At 68.8% G+C, this 16,823-nt stretch carries 19 protein-coding genes; 7 read left to right on the top strand and 12 right to left on the bottom strand.

The window, feature by feature from the left end:
* Nucleotides 1–117: 117 nt before the first annotated feature.
* Together DJ018_RS08395 and DJ018_RS08390 are read right to left on the bottom strand one after the other, a co-directional pair.
* A complete protein-coding gene (locus DJ018_RS08395; RefSeq protein WP_111514364.1) occupies nucleotides 118–1,002 on the bottom strand; it encodes an ABC transporter permease in 885 nt (294 codons plus the stop codon).
* Entirely contained in the window at nucleotides 999–1,922 is a 924-nt protein-coding gene (locus DJ018_RS08390; RefSeq protein ID WP_111514363.1) for an ABC transporter permease subunit, read from the bottom strand. Before DJ018_RS08390 ends, DJ018_RS08395 begins: the two co-directional genes overlap by 4 nt.
* A gap of 140 nt (nucleotides 1,923–2,062) precedes the next feature.
* Between DJ018_RS08390 and DJ018_RS08385 the strand changes: the two genes are divergently transcribed.
* Both DJ018_RS08385 and DJ018_RS08380 read left to right on the top strand, forming a co-directional pair.
* Nucleotides 2,063–2,473: a protein tyrosine phosphatase family protein gene (locus DJ018_RS08385; protein ID WP_111514362.1), complete on the top strand. Its 411-nt coding sequence runs from the start codon at nucleotides 2,063–2,065 to the stop codon at nucleotides 2,471–2,473.
* A 2-nt stretch (nucleotides 2,474–2,475) separates the two neighbouring features.
* Complete coding sequence (locus DJ018_RS08380) at nucleotides 2,476–3,372, top strand: MBL fold metallo-hydrolase (protein WP_111514361.1); 897 nt, start codon at nucleotides 2,476–2,478, stop codon at nucleotides 3,370–3,372.
* Here the strand turns inward: DJ018_RS08380 and DJ018_RS08375 are convergent.
* The 3 genes from DJ018_RS08375 to pdxH form a co-directional block, all read right to left on the bottom strand.
* A complete protein-coding gene (locus DJ018_RS08375; RefSeq protein ID WP_111514360.1) occupies nucleotides 3,369–5,009 on the bottom strand; it encodes a long-chain-fatty-acid--CoA ligase in 1,641 nt (546 codons plus the stop codon). The genes DJ018_RS08380 and DJ018_RS08375 overlap by 4 nt on opposite strands.
* 77 nt (nucleotides 5,010–5,086) lie before the next feature.
* Complete coding sequence (locus DJ018_RS08370) at nucleotides 5,087–6,574, bottom strand: bifunctional aminoglycoside phosphotransferase/ATP-binding protein (RefSeq protein ID WP_111514359.1); 1,488 nt, start codon at nucleotides 6,572–6,574, stop codon at nucleotides 5,087–5,089.
* Nucleotides 6,571–7,236 (bottom strand): pyridoxamine 5'-phosphate oxidase, encoded by a 666-nt coding sequence (pdxH, locus tag DJ018_RS08365; protein WP_111514358.1) that lies wholly within the window; start codon nucleotides 7,234–7,236, stop codon nucleotides 6,571–6,573. The genes DJ018_RS08370 and pdxH overlap by 4 nt, the downstream gene beginning before the upstream one ends.
* Before the next feature lie 82 nt (nucleotides 7,237–7,318).
* On the opposite strand from pdxH, the gene DJ018_RS08360 reads away from it, so the two are divergent.
* From DJ018_RS08360 to DJ018_RS08350, 3 genes are all read left to right on the top strand, one after another.
* Nucleotides 7,319–8,020, top strand: coding sequence for a J domain-containing protein (locus tag DJ018_RS08360; protein WP_111514357.1), 702 nt, complete (start codon nucleotides 7,319–7,321; stop codon nucleotides 8,018–8,020).
* A 48-nt stretch (nucleotides 8,021–8,068) separates the two neighbouring features.
* Nucleotides 8,069–9,190, top strand: a complete 1,122-nt coding sequence (gene aroC, locus DJ018_RS08355) for a chorismate synthase (protein WP_111514356.1) — start codon at nucleotides 8,069–8,071, stop codon at nucleotides 9,188–9,190.
* 79 nt (nucleotides 9,191–9,269) lie between these two features.
* The gene (locus tag DJ018_RS08350; RefSeq protein WP_111514355.1) at nucleotides 9,270–9,497 is read left to right on the top strand and encodes a hypothetical protein; all 228 of its coding nucleotides are present in this window, start codon (nucleotides 9,270–9,272) and stop codon (nucleotides 9,495–9,497) included.
* A gap of 13 nt (nucleotides 9,498–9,510) precedes the next feature.
* On the opposite strand, the gene DJ018_RS08345 is transcribed toward DJ018_RS08350, so the two are convergent.
* From DJ018_RS08345 to queC, 4 genes are all read right to left on the bottom strand, one after another.
* Nucleotides 9,511–11,133 carry a M28 family metallopeptidase gene (locus DJ018_RS08345; protein WP_111514354.1) on the bottom strand — a complete coding sequence of 541 codons (1,623 nt, stop codon included), beginning with the start codon at nucleotides 11,131–11,133 and terminating at the stop codon, nucleotides 9,511–9,513.
* A 75-nt stretch (nucleotides 11,134–11,208) separates the two neighbouring features.
* Complete coding sequence (locus tag DJ018_RS08340) at nucleotides 11,209–11,586, bottom strand: 6-pyruvoyl trahydropterin synthase family protein (RefSeq protein WP_111514353.1); 378 nt, start codon at nucleotides 11,584–11,586, stop codon at nucleotides 11,209–11,211.
* A 36-nt stretch (nucleotides 11,587–11,622) separates the two neighbouring features.
* Nucleotides 11,623–12,255 carry a 7-carboxy-7-deazaguanine synthase gene (gene queE, locus DJ018_RS08335; protein WP_111514352.1) on the bottom strand — a complete coding sequence of 211 codons (633 nt, stop codon included), beginning with the start codon at nucleotides 12,253–12,255 and terminating at the stop codon, nucleotides 11,623–11,625.
* Nucleotides 12,252–12,974, bottom strand: a complete 723-nt coding sequence (queC, locus tag DJ018_RS08330) for a 7-cyano-7-deazaguanine synthase QueC (protein ID WP_111514351.1) — start codon at nucleotides 12,972–12,974, stop codon at nucleotides 12,252–12,254. Before queC ends, queE begins: the two co-directional genes overlap by 4 nt.
* 172 nt (nucleotides 12,975–13,146) lie before the next feature.
* On the opposite strand from queC, the gene DJ018_RS08325 reads away from it, so the two are divergent.
* Nucleotides 13,147–13,941 (top strand): chorismate mutase, encoded by a 795-nt coding sequence (locus tag DJ018_RS08325; RefSeq protein WP_111514350.1) that lies wholly within the window; start codon nucleotides 13,147–13,149, stop codon nucleotides 13,939–13,941.
* A 51-nt stretch (nucleotides 13,942–13,992) separates the two neighbouring features.
* A complete protein-coding gene (hisC, locus tag DJ018_RS08320; RefSeq protein WP_111514349.1) occupies nucleotides 13,993–15,126 on the top strand; it encodes a histidinol-phosphate transaminase in 1,134 nt (377 codons plus the stop codon).
* On the opposite strand, the gene DJ018_RS08315 is transcribed toward hisC, so the two are convergent.
* Genes DJ018_RS08315 through DJ018_RS08305 form a run of 3 tightly spaced genes read right to left on the bottom strand, consistent with a single transcriptional unit; the run spans nucleotide 15,123 to nucleotide 16,744 of the window.
* Entirely contained in the window at nucleotides 15,123–15,866 is a 744-nt protein-coding gene (locus tag DJ018_RS08315) for a prephenate dehydrogenase/arogenate dehydrogenase family protein (protein WP_111514348.1), read from the bottom strand. The two genes, hisC and DJ018_RS08315, sit on opposite strands and share 4 nt — an antisense overlap.
* A gap of 24 nt (nucleotides 15,867–15,890) precedes the next feature.
* Nucleotides 15,891–16,190, bottom strand: a complete 300-nt coding sequence (locus DJ018_RS08310; protein ID WP_111514347.1) for a winged helix-turn-helix domain-containing protein — start codon at nucleotides 16,188–16,190, stop codon at nucleotides 15,891–15,893.
* Complete coding sequence (locus tag DJ018_RS08305) at nucleotides 16,190–16,744, bottom strand: hypothetical protein (RefSeq protein ID WP_111514346.1); 555 nt, start codon at nucleotides 16,742–16,744, stop codon at nucleotides 16,190–16,192. The genes DJ018_RS08310 and DJ018_RS08305 overlap by 1 nt, the downstream gene beginning before the upstream one ends.
* Nucleotides 16,745–16,823 lie beyond the last annotated feature (79 nt).

Genomic DNA, 16,823 nt, shown 5'->3' with positions numbered 1-16,823 from the left:
CAGGGGTCTGAAACTCCCGGTCTGCGGAATTCACCCGGAAATTCAGGTAACTGAGCAGTGGCCACTGTTCGTGTAACACGGTTTCCGATGCAACGAAAAATGCCTCTGATTTAGGCATCACGGCGCCCGCCCGCTGGACTGCGGGTCGAGTGCGTCGCGCAGGCCGTCGCCCAGCAGGTTGAAGCTGAGCAAGGTCCCGATCATCACCACAGAGGGGAACGCCAGCAGCCACGGCGCCAGCTCCATGTCCTGAGCGCCTCCGGCGATGAGCGTGCCGAGAGAAGCCATGGGCGGCTGCACCCCCAGGCCAAGGAAGCTGAGGAAGCTCTCGGCCAGGATCGCCGCGGGGATGGTGAGGGAGACGTAGACCACCACCGGTCCCAGCAGGTTGGGAACGATATGGCGCCGCACGATGGCGGCGGAGGTGAGGCCGGCTGCGCGCGCCGCCTCCACGAATTCGCGCTGCTTGAGCGCGAGGGTCTGGCTGCGGACGATGCGGCTCATCGTCAGCCACTCGACTGCGCCGATCGCAACGAAGATCAGCACCAGGTGCGTGCCGAAGGCGACCATCAGCAGGATGACGAAGAAGATGAACGGCATGGAGTAGAGCACATCGACGATGCGCATCATGACCTCGTCGACCCGGCCGCCGGCGAACCCCGCCACGGCGCCCCAGGTGACCCCGATCAGCAGGGACACCACCGTCGAGACAAGGCCAATGGCCAGGGAGACGCGCAGGCCCACCAAGAGCCGGGCTAGCAAGTCCCGCCCCAAAGCGTCCGTGCCGAGCAGGTGGCCGCCGCTCAGGGGTGCAAGCCAAACGGCGGTCTTGTCGACCTCGTCGTAGCGGAACGGGAGGAGGTAGGGACCGGCGGCCGCAGCAAGGGCGAGAACGACCAGCACGCTTGCGCCGGCCACGGCCGTTCGATTGCGCAGAAGACGACGCTGGGCGTCGGCCCACAGGCTGCGCCCGGGCGGCTCGGTGACGGCGGCGAGGCTCACGACAGCTTCACCCGCGGGTCGAGTGCGGCCTGCACCAGATCGGCGATCAGGTTCAGCAGGAGGATCAGCGCGGCGTAGATGATCACCATGCCCATCACGACCGTGTAGTCGCGCTGCAGGGCGCTGAGCACGAAGAACTTGCCCAGGCCGGGAAGGTTGAAGATTCGCTCCACCACCAGCGAGCCGGTGATCAGGGCGGCCGTGGCGGGACCAAGATAGCTCACCACCGGCAGGACCGCGGGGCGCATGGCGTGGCGCAGGACGATGCGCGAGCCGGAGAGCCCCTTCGCGCGGGCGGTGCGGACGTGGTTCGACCGCAGAGACTCGATCATGCCGGCGCGGGTCAGTCGGGAGATTACCGCCACCTGCGGCAGGGCGAGGACCAGCACGGGCAGGATGAGATTGGCGAGCGCCCCGCCGTTCCAGCCAGCGCTGGGCAGCCAGCCCAGTGTGGAGGCGAACAGCAGCACCAGCAGGGGCGCGGTGACAAAGGTCGGGATGCAAACACCCAGCACCGCCAGGGCCATGGCGCCCCGGTCAAGCGCCCCGTCCCGCTTCAGGGCCGCGAGCACGCCCAGTCCCACCCCGGCCAGCGAGCCGATCACCATGGCGCTGAGCCCCAGAACCAGCGAGACGAGGTAGTTCTCCTTGAGGATCTGCAGCACCGTCTTGTCGCGGTACTTCAGCGACGGCCCAAGATCGCCCCGCGCCACGCCCGCCACATAGGTCACGTATTGCTCACCCAGCGGTCGATCGAGGCCGTAGCGGGCAAGGACATTCTTCTCGATCTCGGGCGAAAGGCGCCGGTCGGTGTCGAACGGCCCGCCCGGGGCCGCGCGCATCATGAAGAACGCCAGGGTGATCACCAGCAGCAGGGTGGGAACCGCCACCAGCAGCCGCCGGGCGAGGAATCGAAGCATGGGGCTCCCGCCAAGGTGAGCCTTGAACCTCACAGCCCCCGCGGCCTGACGCAAGACGTCCAGCCGATCTCTTGCGCGCCGGCGCCAGTTGAGGTCTGAGTCTGCGCCCAAAGCATACGCAGCAGAGCAGAACGCGCACCATGGCCGACTTCCGACGGGTCACCGACCAGCTTTCTGTCAGCCCCCAGATCCGCGAGCAGGACCTCGACGAGGCTGCGGCCCAGGGCTTCCGGACGATCATCAACAATCGTCCGGACGACGAAGAACCGGGCCAGCCGAGCAGCAGCCAGATGGAAGCCGCCGCCCAAGCCCGCGGCCTCGCCTATGTGCATATCCCGGTGCGGGGCGGCCCGACCGCCGAGCAGGTGGAAGGCGTCCGCCGCGTGATGGAACAGGCGCAAGGACCGGTGCTGGCCTTTTGCCGCTCGGGCACGCGATCCATCGTGACCTGGGCGGTCGGCGAGGCGATCAGCGGAGAGCGCGAGCGCGAAGAACTGGTGCGGCTGGGCCGGGACGCCGGCTACGATCTTTCGGGCGTGCTGCCCGCCTGACGATGATCCCGTTCGTCCGTCAGTTCGCTTTCGAATATGGCGTCTGCGAGCAGGTCTCGCCCCTCATACGCCGGGTGATCGCCAACAACCCCGGCCCGTTCACCTTTACGGGCACAGGCACCTACATCGTCGGTCATGACGAGGTGGCGGTGATCGACCCTGGCCCCGACGACCCGGCGCACCTGGACGCTATCCTGGGCGCCGTCGAGGGCGAGCGGGTCACCGCAATCCTGATCACGCACCATCACGCCGATCACTCGCCGCTGGCGGCGGCGTTGAAGGCGCAGACCGGCGCACCGGTCTATGGCTGCGCAGTTGCAGAGCCGCACGGGCCGGACGACGCGGGGGTGCGCACGGAGGCGGGCCACGACGCCGGCTTCACCCCCGACGTCAGTGTCTGCGCCGGCGGCGTGGTGTCAGGTCCCGGCTGGATGCTGGAGGCGCTGCCGACGCCCGGGCATACCTCGAACCACATCTGCTTCGCCCTGGCCGAGGAGAACGCCCTGTTCTCAGGCGACCACGTCATGGGCTGGTCGACCACGGTGATCACGCCGCCGGACGGCGACATGACCGACTACATGGCCAGCCTGCAGATGATCCGGGATCGCGGCTTCGCCACCCTGTGGCCGACCCACGGGCCGCCGGTCCGAGAGGTGGCGCCGTTCCTGGACGCCTACATCGCCCACCGCCGCGGACGCGAGCGCCAGATCCTCGAGGCGCTGGCGGACGGGCCGGCCCGGATCCGCGACCTCGTTCCCCGCCTCTACGCCGAGGTGGACCCGCGGCTGCACCCGGCAGCCGCGCTGTCCATGCTGGCGCACATGATCGACCTGGTCCGGCGGGGCGAGCTTTCCGCCGACAGCGAACCAGACTTCGAGACCCTGTACCGCCTCCTCTAGGCGCGGGCCGCCGCTGCGGTCGGAAGGACGTATTCCTTCATCCGCTCGCGGATCAGCTTCTTGTCGATCTTGCCGGTGGCGCCGAGCGGGATCTCCTCCACGAAGACGACGTCGTCGGGCATCCACCACTTGGCGATCTTGCCTTCCAGGTACTGGAGGAAGTCGTCGCGCGTGGCCGCCTCCCCGTCCTTGAGCTTCACCAGCAGGACGGGGCGTTCGTCCCACTTGGGGTGAGCGGCGCCGATCACCGCCGCGAGCGCGGCCTTCGGATGGCCCACGGCGATGTTCTCGATCTCGATAGACGAGATCCACTCGCCGCCCGACTTGATCACGTCCTTGGATCGGTCGGTGATCTGCATGTAACCCTGCGGATCGAGAACCGCGACGTCGCCCGTGTCGAAGAAGCCTTGCGGATCAAGGATGTCGCCACCCTCCCCACGGAAATACTCGCGGACCACGAAGGGGCCTTTGACCTTCAGCCGGCCGTAGGTCTTGCCGTCGTGCGGCAGCTCGCGGCCTTCGTCGTCGGTCAGCTTCATCTCGATGCCGAGCGGCGGGCGACCCTGCTTGAGCTGAAAGCGGCGCTGGTCCTCCGCGCTCATGCGCAGCACCTCGGCGGTGGGGGTGCCCACGGTGCCGAGCGGGCTTGTCTCGGTCATGCCCCAGGCGTGGGAGACCTCGACCCCGTAGTCGTCCTGGAAGGCGCGAAGGATCGCCTCGGGGACCGCGGCGCCGCCGATCACCACGCGCTTGAGGCTGGAGAGACGAGCGCCCGTTTCGCGCAGGTGATTGAGCAGCATCTGCCAGACGGTCGGCACGGCGGCGGAGAAGGTCACCTGCTCGCTCTCGAGGAGCTCGAACACCGAGGCTCCGTCCAGCCGCATGCCCGGCATGACCACCTTGGCCCCGACGGCGGGACCGGAGAAGGCGATGCCCCAGGCGTTGGCGTGGAACATCGGCACGATGGGCAGGATCACGTCCCGCCCGCCGATGCCCATGACGTCCGTGGTCATGGTGACGAGGGTGTGCAGGAAGTTGGAGCGGTGCGAGTACAGCACGCCCTTGGGATTGCCCGTGGTGCCGGAGGTGTAGCAGAGGCCGGCGGCGGTGTTCTCGTCGAAGCCGCCCCATTCGCAATCGGCGGACGCCTGCTCCAGCAGCGTCTCGTAGCAGAGCGCGCCGGGAATGCTGTCCGGCATGTGCTCGGCGTCGGTCATGATGACCACGTGCTGCACGCTGGCCATCTGCTCCCTGAACCTGGCCAGCAACGGCACGAAAGTCAGGTCGGTGAAGAGCACCTTATCTTGCGCATGGCCGATGATGTAGCAGAGCTGGTCCGGGAAGAGCCGCGGGTTCAGCGTGTGGCACACCGCGCCAATGCCCATTATCCCGTACCAGGTCTCGAGATGGCGGGCGGTGTTCCAGGCCAGGGTGGCGACACGGTCGCCCGGCTGCACGCCCAGCGACTTCAGCACATTCGACAGGCGCTTGGCCCGGTCGTGAGCGTCCGCATAGGTGGTCCGGACGATCGGGCCTTCCACCGAGCGGGTGACGATTTCCTGGCGCGGATGCCAGTTGTTGGCGTGGTCGAGGATCTTGTCGACCGTCAGCGGCCAGTCCTGCATGAGACCGAGCATCGCGATGTCCTCCCATGGGCTGTTTCAGCCTTCTGCGAGTACGCTACGGTCCGGTCCGCATTTAGGCAAACGCTTGTTCAAATCTCCTCGGCGGCGAGCCATTCCGCCGCTGAAATGGCGCAGGGCTGGTCAGCCTGCGCGGTGCGCCAGCCGAGCGGGCCGAGGTCGCGATGCAGCTGCGCCTCGAGCACCGCCACGTCGGCGTCGGAGGCGTCGCCCGTACGTCCGCGGACCCGTTCGCGCAGCACGTCGGCAGGGGCCTGGAGCCAGGCGCCATGGAAAGGCGCGCCGACCGCCTTCGCCAGCGCCTGAGCGCGATCACGCAGGACCGGATCCATGAAGGTGGCGTCCAGCACCACCGCCCGGCCGGCCTCCAGCAGTCGTCGGGCGTCGTCGAACATGGCGTCATAGGCCCTCGCCTGCGCCTCAGGGGCGTAGGCCTCTGGGGGCAGGCGATCAGCGGGCGCGACGCCGGCCAGACGCTTGCGCACCTCGTCCGTCCGCAGGATCACAGCGCCAGGAGAGGCGCCCAGCCGAGGCGCGACCTGGCGCGCAAAGCTCGACTTGCCGGAGCCGGAGAAACCGCCAACGGCAGCGAGCACGGGCGGCGGGGCCTGAAGATGGGCGATGCCGGCCTGGATGTAGCGGCGCGAGAGGGCGTCATCGCCGCTATGCGCCGAGACATGGGCGCGGACGGCGGCGCGCACCGACAGCATCAGCGGCAGAATCGCGAGCCCGCCCCACAAGGTCTCGGGGAAGCTGCGGGCAGCCTGATCAAGGTAGCCGGAAAGAACCCGCACCGCCGTGTCGCGCCGGCCGCGAAACTCCAGGTCCATCAGGATGAACCCGAGGTCGGACAGAACGTCGACGTCCGAAAGGAGGTCGTTGAACTCGATGCAGTCGAAGAGGATCGGCCGGTCGCCTTCGACCAGGATGTTCCCCAGGTGCAGGTCGCCGTGGCACTGGCGCGAATAGCCGGTGCGGCTGCGCTCGATCAGCAAGGCGTCCTGGCGCTCGCGCTCGGCCGTGGTGAGGGTCACCAGCGTCTCGACGTCCTCGGCCCCGAGCCGGTCCGACATCTCGCGCAGCAGGCGGGCGTTGGAGCCAAGAGTGAAATCGAGGGAGGCGACGCCGCGATCGGGCCGCACGGGCGCGCCGGCGTGGAAGTCGGCGATAGTGCGGCCCAGCGCTTCGGCCATGTCGCCGTCCAGCCGCTCCGGACGGGCCGCCAGCACGGCGGCGTCGTCGAACCGGCGCATCTCCAGCGCGAACTCCACGGTCTCGCCCGAGCCGTTCAGTTCCAGACCGCCGTCCGACGCGCGGGTGATCGGATGGATGCGGCGGTAGATGTCCGGCGCGGCCTTGCGGTTGAACTCCAGTTCGCGCTCCAACGCCCAGAGCCGCTTCTCCTGGGTGGTGAAGTCCACATAGCCCAGGTCGACCGTACGCTTGACCTTCCAGGCCGTGCCGCCGTCCAGGAACACGCGGGCGAGCGCGGTCTCAACCGTGCGCTCGGAGCGGGCGGCGAACCAGGCGGTGACCTCCGCCTCGATCGTCTGGCTCACGGGAAGAGCCTCTGGGTGGTCCAGCCCTGCCCAGTCCGCTCGAACACCAGCCGCTCGTGGAGGCGGAACGGGCGATCTCGCCAGAACTCGATGGTCTGCGGCTCGATCCGGAAGCCGGACCAGTGCGGCGGGCGCGGCACCTTGCCGAGGCCGAACTTCAGGCCGAACTCGGCGATGCGCTTCTCCAGGGCCAGGCGATCGGGCAGCGGGCGGGACTGGTCCGAAGCCCAGCCGCCGATCTGCGACGAGCGGGCGCGGGTCGCCCAGTAGGCGTCGGCCTCCGCTTCGGTGACCGCGCCAACCAGGCCGCGAACGCGCACCTGGCGACGCAGGCTCTTCCAGTGGAACAGCAGGGCGGCCTTCGGCTGGCCGAGCAGTTGCTGCCCCTTTGCGCTCTGGGTGTTGGTGTAGAAGACGAAGCCGCGGGCGTCGGCATCCTTCAGCAGCACCATCCGCACGTCGGGCAGGCCATCCTCATCCACCGTGGCCACGGCCATGGCGTTGGGATCGTTGAGCTCCTTCTCCGTCGCCTCGCTCAGCCATTCGGCGAACAGGGCGATGGGGTCCTCCTCGCTGAGCAGCGGCGGCGGCTCGGCCGCGGTGACCTGGCGGACGTACTCGTCCTCGCTGGGCGACGGCGGGATAGCGGGCTTGTCGGTCATCGGCGGGCATATAGCGCGGCCCGCGAGACGGGGGGAGGCTTAACGGGGCCTTGACCATATTCCGCCCAAGGTCGGTGGGACGATGGCCGCCAGATCCTTGGACATGACGCTGAAGGACGCCCGCAAGCTGCTGCGGGTGGCGGCGCACGCCTCCCCAGCGGAGGTGCGACGCGCGTTTCGCGAGGCGGCGAAGCAGGCGCATCCCGACCGTGCCGGAGGAGACGCCGAGCGGTTCCGGCGCGTGGTGGCGGCCTATCACCTGCTGCAGGACGCGCCGGTCGCGCGGGATCCGTTCTTCCAGCCTCCCGCGCCGGCCGCGCCGCGACTGGGCGTTCTCGCCATCGGCCCGAAGCTCGCCCTGCATGGCGGAGCGGTGGAGCACCGTCTGGCGGACGGGCGCACGATCCGCATCAACCTGCCGGCTGGCCTGCGCAGCGGCGACGCGGTTCGCGCCGGCGACGCCGAGCTCGCCGTGCAGGTGCAGGGCGACGGCGACATGCTGGTCCGCGGCGACGATCTGTGGATGACCGTTAAGGTCGCTCCCCGCATGCTGGCCGAAGGCGGGCGGCTGGCGGTGGAGACGCCGCTGGGCCGGCGCATCGTCTGGGTCACCAAAAAGGCCGGCGAGCGCGGGCTGGTGCGCCTGGTCGGCCAAGGCCTGCCGGCGCGAGGGCGCCATGCTCAGGGCCACCTGTTCGTGCGGCTGGCGCCTAAGACGGCGGGCGAGACCCAGTCGGCGGCGCGAACGTTGCTGCGCCGGTTTGCGGCCGCCTGGGCGGCCTGACCCGACGGCGATTTGTGAGCCCGGCCGCCTTCCGCTAGAAGCCCCGCCATGTCGCACAACAGCTTCGGCCACCTTTTCCGCGTCACCACCTGGGGCGAGAGCCATGGGCCGGCGCTGGGCTGCGTGGTGGATGGCTGCCCTCCGGGCCTGCAGCTGACCGAGGCCGACATCCAGGTGTGGCTGGACAAGCGCCGGCCGGGCCAGGGCAAGTTCGTTACCCAGCGGCAGGAGCCGGACGCGGTCCGCATCCTCTCCGGCGTGTTCCAGGACGAGCGCACGGCCGGACAGGTCACCACCGGCACGCCCATCTCGCTGATGATCGAGAACGTCGACCAGCGCAGCCGCGACTACGGCGAGATCGCCCAGGCGTTCCGCGCGGGGCATGCCGACTATCCCTACTTCGCCAAGTATGGCGTGCGGGACTACCGGGGCGGCGGACGCTCCTCGGCGCGCGAAACGGCGGCGCGGGTGGCGGCGGGCGCGGTGGCGCGCAAGATCCTCGAAGGCGTGACCATTCGCGGCGCGGTGGTGCAGATCGGCCCCCACGCCGTCCACCCTGATCGGATGGACTGGAGCCAGACCGATCAGAACCCCTTCTGGGCGCCTGACGCCGAGATCGTTCCGGTTTGGGAAGAGCACCTGGAGAAGGTGCGCAAGTCGGGCTCGTCGACGGGCGCCGTGGTCGCCGTGGAGGCGGTGGGCGTGCCTGCCGGCTGGGGCGCGCCAATCTATGGCAAGCTGGACAGCGAACTCGCCGCGGCCCTGATGACGATCAACGCGGCCAAGGGCGTGGAGATCGGTGCAGGCTTTGCCGCCGCGGCCCTTTCCGGCGAGGAGAATGCGGACGAGATGCGCATGGGCCCGGACGGTCCTGTCTTCCTGTCCAACAAGGCAGGCGGCGTGCTGGGCGGCATTTCCACGGGTCAGCCCGTGACTGCGCGCGTGGCGTTCAAGCCGACGTCCTCGATCCTGACGCCACGGCAGACGCTGAACGAGGCCGGCGAAGAGATCGAGCTGCGCACCAAGGGGCGTCACGATCCATGCGTGGGCATCCGCGCCGTGCCGGTGGTGGAGGCGATGACCGCCTGCGTGCTGGCGGACGCCTTCCTGCGCCATCGTGGACAGACCGGCGGCGGGGTGTTCCAGCCCGGCGTCCAGGGCCGCCGCTGAGCCGATCGGCCGCACGGCGCTGCCCTAATTGGCAACCTCTTCTGTGGCAGGCTGGCGCCTGTCTCGGGGAGTTCGTCGCATGCGTGTCCGCACTATCATCGCTCAAGCCGTCGTGCTGTCCGCCGCGGCAAGTCTGCTGTCGGGTTGCCTCGCCATGGCGGTGGGCGGCGCGGCCGTCGGCGTCGCCGGAACGGCCGTTGGGGTGACAGCCAAGACCGTGGGCGTGGCCGCCAAGGGCACCGGCATGGTGGTTGGCGCTGCGATCCCCGGCGGCGGCGACAAGGACGAGGAGAAGCGCGACCGATAGGCCGCGCCGCCCGTCAGTTCTTCAGATAACGGCGGAACACGCTGGTCGGCCGCCAGGTGGGACGCTCAGGCGCGTTGGCCGTCCGCTCCAGGATCTTGCCGACGTACTCGTCGAGCTTGACCGCCTCGTCCCAGTAGACGCCGGGCTGGTCCACTTCGTCGGCGGGCGAGTGATAGACGTTGGCGCGCCACTGGCGTTCGATCTCGAACTCCGGCGTGCCCTTGGCGAAGCCGAACTTGAACGCCAGCGCCGGCACGCCCTGGCGGACGAAGCTGAACTGGTCGGTTCGAATGAAGCTGTTGCGGTCCGGCAGCGGGTCTGGTGCGACCGTCAGACCCATGGCGGCGGCGGCGGCGCGAGCATGGACGCCCAGCGTGCTCTCATCCGCGCCCTGAACGATGACGCTTTTCAGCGGCCAGAGCGGCAGGGGCATGTCCAGATTGAGATCGGCCACGATGCTGCCGGCCGGCACCGTGGGCTTGCGCGCGAAGTAGTTGGAGCCCAGCAGCCCCTTCTCCTCGGCGGTCACAACCACGAACAGAACGGAGCGCTTCGGCCGCTGACCAACCTTGAGCTGGTGGGCGATGCCGATCACCGAAGCGACACCCGATGCGTCGTCCATGGCGCCGTTGTAGTTGCTGTCGCCGTTGATCGCCGCGCCGACCCCGAAGTGATCGAGGTGCGCGGATAAGGCGACGTATTGCGCCTTGAGCGTCGGGTCCGAGCCTTCCAGTTTCGCCACCACATTGGGCGAAGAGATGGTGGTGCGGGTGGAGACCACCTGTGCGTCGAGGCCCCGAGCGAGGTTGAAGGTCGGCAGCTTGCCCGAGGCGTCCGCGATCGCGGAGACTTCCGCGAAGCTGTGGCCGGAGCCTTCGAACAGCTTGTCGGCGAGGTCCGGGTTCAGGCCGACGGACAGGAAGCCGTCCGGCATGTCCCGCAGGCTTGCATCGGCCAGGAACATTCCCGGCTGGCTGGCGGAGAGCTTGCCGCGCGCCCATGGGATTTCGACCTGCTTGGGCGTCGTTAGAGTGATCAGGCCGACGGCGCCCGCCTTGCCGAGCAGGGCGATGCGCTCGAACCGCGCGGCGGCCTTCACCGTGCCGGGGATGTTGGCGGGACCGCCGGACAGCACCACCGCGATCTTGCCCTTCAAGTCGACCCCCGCGAAGTCGTCGTAGCCGTGGTCGGGCAGGTGCAGGCCATAGCCGATGAAGACCAGCGGCGCGCTGATGCGCTCGGGCCGCGGCGCGCCGCCGGCGGCGAAGGTCACGTCCTCGCCAACGGTGAGCGTCAGGGGGGAAGCGCCGCCGATCAAAGTGGCGCGGCTGGCCTTTTGGTCGACCAGTTGCTGAACGAACTCAACGTTCTGACGGAAAGTCCCGTTGTCGCCGGCGGGCGCCAGGCCCTCTTCGCGGAAGCGCTTTTCGACGTAGTCCGCGGCGCGCAGGTAACCTGCCGAGCCAGTCAGACGGCCTTCCATGTTGTCGTGGGACAGGACGGCGATGTCGTTACGCCAGGTCTGCGCGCGCGGCGACAAGGTCTGGAGCGACGGGGATTGGGGCGCCGAGCTCTGAGCGGACGCGCCGCCGGCGAAGGCGGTCAGGGCGACGAGGCCCAGCAAAGCGGTTCTCATGTCCGCAGTTAAGCTGCGCGCGGACAGGCCGGTCAATCGGATCGAGGCGCGCCGAGGATCACCCTGCGCCGGCGCCTACTCGACGATCAGGGCGCAGCTTTCGCCGATGGTGGGTCGCGAGAGCACCACGCGGCAGAGGCCTGGGAACTGCGGCTTCAGACGCTCGGCGAAGTAGAGGCAGATGCGCTCCAGCGTCGGGCTCTCAAGCCCCGGCTTGTCGTTGAGGTAGCCGTGGTCGAGGTCGTTGGCGATCGCCTTCAGGGCGGCGTCGAGTTGCGCGAAATCGGCGACCCAACCGACCGGCGGGACCATCTGGCCGCGCACGGTGGCTTCCACCCGGAAGGAGTGGCCATGCAGGCGCGTATAGGGGCTGCCCTCCGGGCCGCCATCCGGCAGGTGGTGCGCCGCGTCGAACCCGGCAGCCTTGGTGATCTCGAAAACGGAGTTGTTCATGTTCTGGGAAGAGCGTCGCGGAGCGCGGGACTGCGCTCAGGCGATGCCGAGGTACTTGTGGGTCTGGACGCTTAAACGCCAGCGAGGGTGCTGGAGGCAATAGGCGATCGCCGCGCGGGTGTTCTCCGCCTGGTCGGGACCGTCCATCGGCTGCAGCAGGAAGCGCTCGAACGCCATGTGCTCGAAGCGGGCCGGATCGACGCCTCGCTGAGGGTAGACGAGCTTCAACTCCTGGCCGTGGGTTTGAACGACCTCGGCATCCGCCTTGGGACTGATGCAGATCCAATCAACCCCCGGCGGCGCTTCGATCGTGCCGTTACTCTCGAGGGCGATGGAGAAGCCGCGGGCGTGCAGGGCGTCGATCAGAGCCTCGTCCACCTGCAGCAGGGGCTCGCCGCCGGTCAGCACCACCAGCCGCTCATGTGGGCCGCCGGTCCAGGCCGCCTCGACCGCAGCCGCGAGCGACGGCGCGTCGGGGAAGCGACCGCCGCCGGGACCATCCATGCCGACGAAATCGGTGTCGCAGAAGGTGCAGACCGCTGTCGCGCGGTCCTGTTCACGGCCGCTCCAAAGGTTGCAGCCCGCAAAGCGGCAGAACACGGCCGCCTTGCCGGCCTGGCCGCCCTCGCCCTGAAGGGTGAGGAAGATCTCCTTTACCGCGTAGCTCATGCCGCCAGCGTCGGCCGCCCCTCAGCGACCCATTCGTTCCAACCCTTGGCCCGCAGCTCGCAAGCCGGGCAGGTCTCGCAGCCGTAGCCCCAATCGTGGAAGTGCTCGCGGTCGCCCTGGTAGCAGGTGTGGCTGTCGCGCACGACCAGGTCCACGAGGTCCTCGCCGCCCAAGCTCTTTGCCAGTCCCCACGTTTCGGCCTTGGTCAGCCGCATCAGCGGCGTCTCGATGATGAAGTCCTGCTCCATCCCGAGATTCAGGGCCGTCTGCACGGCGTCGAGCGTGTCGCGCCGGCAGTCGGGATAGCCGGAGAAATCGGTCTCGCACATGCCCCCGATCATGGTCTTCAGACCCCGGCGATCAGCCAGCGCGGCGGCGTAGACGAAGAACACCAGATTTCGGCCCGGCACGAAGGTCGAGGGCAGCCCCTTCTCGGTCATCTCGATGGCGCGATCGGCAGTCAGCGCCGATTGGGCGACGGCGCCGAAGCCGCGCATCTCCAGCATGTGGTCCTCGCCCAGGCGGTCCGCCCATTGCGGAAAGCGAGCCGTGATGTTGCGCCGAACCTCGTCGCGCGCCCGCAATTCCACCGCATGCTTCTGCCCGTAGTCGAAGCCGACGGTCTCCACGTGCTCGAAGCGCGAGAGGGCCCAGGCCAGACAGACGGTGGAGTCCTGGCCGCCGGAAAACAGGACAAGGGCGCCGGAGGTATCGCTCATGGAGCCCCATATGCGCGCTGCACCGCAAAACCGAAAGTGCGCCGCTTGCGCGCGCCGTAGGGGCCGCAACCACCGGCGACGGTTTCGGCGGCAACTTTATTGCGGCGCGCCGCCCTATTGCGCCGGTCGCGGCGATGACTTAGGTCGCGACCCTGCCGTTTCGGGGGAGAAAATGGCCGAAGCCACGCCGGCGCCCGCACCGTCTCTGGACGAGGTCCGCACGCGGATCGACGCCATCGATCGCGAACTGCTGCGCCTGCTGGACGAGCGGGCCGGGCTGGCGCGCGCCGTCGCGGCCGCGAAAGCGGCCTCCGGCGACACCCAGCGCTTCGGCTTGCGGCCGGGTCGCGAGGCCGAGATCCTGCGCCGCCTGCTGGCCGAGCCGCGGATGGCCGCCACCCCCGCCCTGGTGGTGCGGGTCTGGCGCGAACTGATGGCCGAAAGCCTGAGCCTGCAAGGCCCGTTCAACGTTTCGGTGTGGGGCGGCGCGCGGACCGTTGAACTGGCCCGCATGCGCTTTGGCGCTGCGCCGCCGCTGCAAGCCGTCGCCAAGCCGGAGGAGGCGCTCGCCGCCGCTCGGGTCAAGGGCGGGGTCGCGGCCCTGGCGCTGACGCCGGACAGCGCCTGGTGGGGCCGCTTGCTGGCCGAGCCGCGCATCAAGGTCTTCGCCGCCCTGCCCTGCCTCGCCGCATGGGGTCCGATGTCGGCCCTCGCCGTCGCCGATGTCGACGTGGAGCCCACGGGGGATGATCGCACCTTCTGGGTGACCGACGCCTCGCAATCGGCGGCTGCCATCGAGGAGGCGCTGAGCCGCGACGGGGTCGCCGCCACGCCCCTGCTGCAGGCCGGAGGTCTGAAGCTTTTCCTGCTGTCGGGCTTCTACCAGCGCGACGACGAGCGTCTGGCCCGGGCGCCGGGCCGGCTGTCGGGCGTCATCGGGGCTGCGCCCGGTCCGCTGGACGTGTAGAAGCGGGGCCATCTCGCCCTCATCGGGCGCCCCAAATCCACAAGGGCTTCCATGCCTGACACCGCTGACCTCAGCGACGAGCGCAGCCGCGCGTCGCGCCCCCTGCCCAAGGCGGGGATCATGGACATCCACGCCTATGTGCCCGGCAAGGCCAAGGCGGAGGGCGTCGAAAACCCCATCAAGCTGTCCGCCAACGAGAACATTCTCGGCTCCAGCCCCAAGGCCCGTGAAGCCTATGTGGCCGCCGCAGACAGCATGCACATGTATCCGGATCCGCGGGCGAGCATTCTGCGAACCGCGATCGCCGAGAAGTTCCGCCTGGAGCCCGAGCGGCTGATCTTCGGCTGCGGCTCCGACGAAGTGTTCGCTATTCTGCAGCAGGCTTATCTGGAGCCGGGCGACAACATCGTGCAGGGCGAATACGGCTTCGCCGCCTACGCCATCGGCGCTCATGCGCAACAGGCGGAAGTGCGGATGGCCAAGGAACCGGGCTATCGCATCGACGTGGACGAGGTGCTCAAGTGCGTGGACGAGCGCACCCGCATCGTCTTCATCGCCAATCCGGGCAACCCGACCGGCACCTGGATCCCGTTCTCGGAAGTGCGCCGCCTGCACGAGGCCCTGCCGCCCAGCGTGATCCTGGTCCTGGACGGCGCCTATGGCGAGTTCGCGCTGGATCCGCAGTTCGACGATGGGCTCGACCTGGCCCGCACCGCGTCTAACGTGGTGGTCACGCACACCTTCTCCAAGCTGCACGGGCTGGCGGCCCTGCGCGTCGGCTGGGGTTATGCGCCGAGCGAGATCATCGCCGCCATGGACCGGATCCGCCTGCCCTTCAACACCACCATCGCCGCTCAGCGGGCGGCCGTGGCGGCGCTGGAGGACGAGGACTTCCAGAAGCGGTCCATCGACTTCGTGGAGCAGTGGCGCCCTTGGCTGTCGCAACAGCTCGGTGGGCTCGGCCTGGACGTGGTGCTGCCGTCGGCCGCCAACTTCCTGCTGGTGGGCTTCCCCAAGGAGCCGGGCCGCACGGCGGTGGAGGCCGAAGCCTTTTTGGCGTCCAAAGGCCTGCTGGTGCGCGGGGTCAGCAACTACGGTCTGCCCGATCACATCCGCATCACCATCGGCCTGGAAGAGCACAACCGCGCGGTGATCGACGCGCTGGCGGAGTTCCTGCGCCGCTAAGACTTGGGGCGCGTGTGGCCCACCTGTTCCAGGAGCCCGCGCGCCTCTTCCACGAAGGCGGTGACCACCTCAGCTGCATAGGGGTTCTGCGTCTGAATGGCGGTGAAGAGCTCGAAGGTGTCGGCGCCGATCAGACCGCAGAGCTCCAGCAGGTGCTGGTACGACGGCGTCTTCAGCTGTTCGTCGGGGATGCCGATGTTGACCAGCGAGCGCCCGATCAGGTGCGTCAGAGCCTGGACGTAGGCCATTTCCCGGTCGTGCTCCTCCGCCGTGGTGACGGTGACCGTGAGGCCGAGCGAGCGGCCGAACGCGGCCACCGTCTCGTGCCGGTCCCCCCGCACCGGGCAGACCACGAAGCGCAGGCCGGCCAGGCCATTGCGCGCGCTCTGCGGACCGAACAGAGGGTGGGTGGCCACCAGGTTCACATGGGGCGGCAGGAGCTCGCCCATCCACTGGACCGGCAGCATCTTCACCGAACCCACGTCGATCACCAGGGCGCCGGTTTGAAGGTGGGGCGCGATGCCCTCGAACACCGCCCGCATGGCGACCACCGGAACGGCGACCACGACGATCTCGCAGCGGGCGACCTCTTCCAGGGCGCTGAAACGGACGCCCAGCTCGCTGGCGCGGGCCTGCGCGTCCGCCGCGCTGTCGGTGACCACCACGTCGAAGTGGGTCTTGAGGTGGCGGGCGGCGAGTTGGCCGAACTGCCCCAGCCCAACCAGGCCTAAGCTCTTCATCGGCGCTCGATAGCCCGCAGGCCCTCAATCGTCCACGCCCTCCACCACCGAGCGCAGGTAGTCGACGTGCCGGCGGAAGGCGTTGCGGCCGGCCGGGGTGACGGCCACGCGCGTGCGCGGCCGCTTGCCGACGAAGTCCTTCTCGACGGCGACGTAGCCGGCTTTTTCCAGGGTGGTGAGATGGCTGCCGAGATTGCCGTCGGTCGCCTGGGTTAGGCTCTTGAGCTTCGAGAACTCCAGCGGATCGGCGTTCCGTTCGGCGTACAGGGCGGCCATGATCTTCAGCCGAAGCGGCTGGTGGATGAGGTCGTCAGGCTCGTACATCAGGCGCTCCTGAGCCACAGGCCGCCAGCGATCAAGCCGCCGCCGCCGACAACCGCCATCCAGAAAGCGATGTAGGGCAGGAAGAAGAACCAACCAACCATGGTGGCCGCGGCGATCACGACGCCGATCCAGGCCAGGCGCGTCATCCGCCATGTGCCGACCACGATGTAGATGAAGCCGGTCAGCAGGCCGGGAAACACCATATAGGCGGCGCCGCTGTCGGGGCGCAGGACGCTGAAGGTGCAAGCCACGAACGCGCCTGCGGTGAGAGCCAGAAGCGCGACACGCCAGCTGTAGGCGCTTTTGCGCTCGGAGCTGGCCGACCGGCCCATGACGATGCTGGCGACGATGCCGATCAGGTCCAGCACCGCCCAGACCGCGCCCCAGTTGGAAATGGGGAGCACCCCCATCGCCCCGTACCCGATCGCCCAGATCACACCCCACAAGACGAGGATCGGGCCCATGATCCGATAGCCCCGCTGCACGCCGGCCCGGGCCGTTGTTTTTTCGATGTCGGACAGCGCCAACGCCGCCTCGCTCTTGCTGATCACCATGGAAGCCTCCCTCAGGTCGCAAAGAACTCTGAGGCGCAGAGTGGATGCGCAATAGAACTCTGTCAAGCAGAGTTCTCTG

The sequence above is a fragment of the Phenylobacterium deserti genome (genome assembly GCF_003254705.1).
GTDB lineage: Bacteria > Pseudomonadota > Alphaproteobacteria > Caulobacterales > Caulobacteraceae > Phenylobacterium > Phenylobacterium deserti.
This window is presented reverse-complemented; position numbering and strand designations above follow the sequence as displayed.

Coding starts and splice junctions, on each gene's coding strand:
- queC (WP_111514351.1), bottom strand. CDS start 12,974: ATGAGCGATACCTCCGGCGCCCTTGTCCTGTTTTCCGGCGGCCAGGAC.
- DJ018_RS08310 (WP_111514347.1), bottom strand. CDS start 16,190: ATGTACGAGCCTGACGACCTCATCCACCAGCCGCTTCGGCTGAAGATC.
- DJ018_RS08350 (WP_111514355.1), top strand. CDS start 9,270: ATGCGTGTCCGCACTATCATCGCTCAAGCCGTCGTGCTGTCCGCCGCG.
- DJ018_RS08390 (WP_111514363.1), bottom strand. CDS start 1,922: ATGCTTCGATTCCTCGCCCGGCGGCTGCTGGTGGCGGTTCCCACCCTG.
- DJ018_RS08360 (WP_111514357.1), top strand. CDS start 7,319: ATGGCCGCCAGATCCTTGGACATGACGCTGAAGGACGCCCGCAAGCTG.
- DJ018_RS08375 (WP_111514360.1), bottom strand. CDS start 5,009: ATGCTCGGTCTCATGCAGGACTGGCCGCTGACGGTCGACAAGATCCTC.
- queE (WP_111514352.1), bottom strand. CDS start 12,255: ATGAGCTACGCGGTAAAGGAGATCTTCCTCACCCTTCAGGGCGAGGGC.
- DJ018_RS08345 (WP_111514354.1), bottom strand. CDS start 11,133: ATGAGAACCGCTTTGCTGGGCCTCGTCGCCCTGACCGCCTTCGCCGGC.
- DJ018_RS08315 (WP_111514348.1), bottom strand. CDS start 15,866: ATGAAGAGCTTAGGCCTGGTTGGGCTGGGGCAGTTCGGCCAACTCGCC.
- DJ018_RS08305 (WP_111514346.1), bottom strand. CDS start 16,744: ATGGTGATCAGCAAGAGCGAGGCGGCGTTGGCGCTGTCCGACATCGAA.
- DJ018_RS08340 (WP_111514353.1), bottom strand. CDS start 11,586: ATGAACAACTCCGTTTTCGAGATCACCAAGGCTGCCGGGTTCGACGCG.
- pdxH (WP_111514358.1), bottom strand. CDS start 7,236: ATGACCGACAAGCCCGCTATCCCGCCGTCGCCCAGCGAGGACGAGTAC.
- DJ018_RS08325 (WP_111514350.1), top strand. CDS start 13,147: ATGGCCGAAGCCACGCCGGCGCCCGCACCGTCTCTGGACGAGGTCCGC.
- hisC (WP_111514349.1), top strand. CDS start 13,993: ATGCCTGACACCGCTGACCTCAGCGACGAGCGCAGCCGCGCGTCGCGC.
- aroC (WP_111514356.1), top strand. CDS start 8,069: ATGTCGCACAACAGCTTCGGCCACCTTTTCCGCGTCACCACCTGGGGC.
- DJ018_RS08385 (WP_111514362.1), top strand. CDS start 2,063: ATGGCCGACTTCCGACGGGTCACCGACCAGCTTTCTGTCAGCCCCCAG.
- DJ018_RS08380 (WP_111514361.1), top strand. CDS start 2,476: ATGATCCCGTTCGTCCGTCAGTTCGCTTTCGAATATGGCGTCTGCGAG.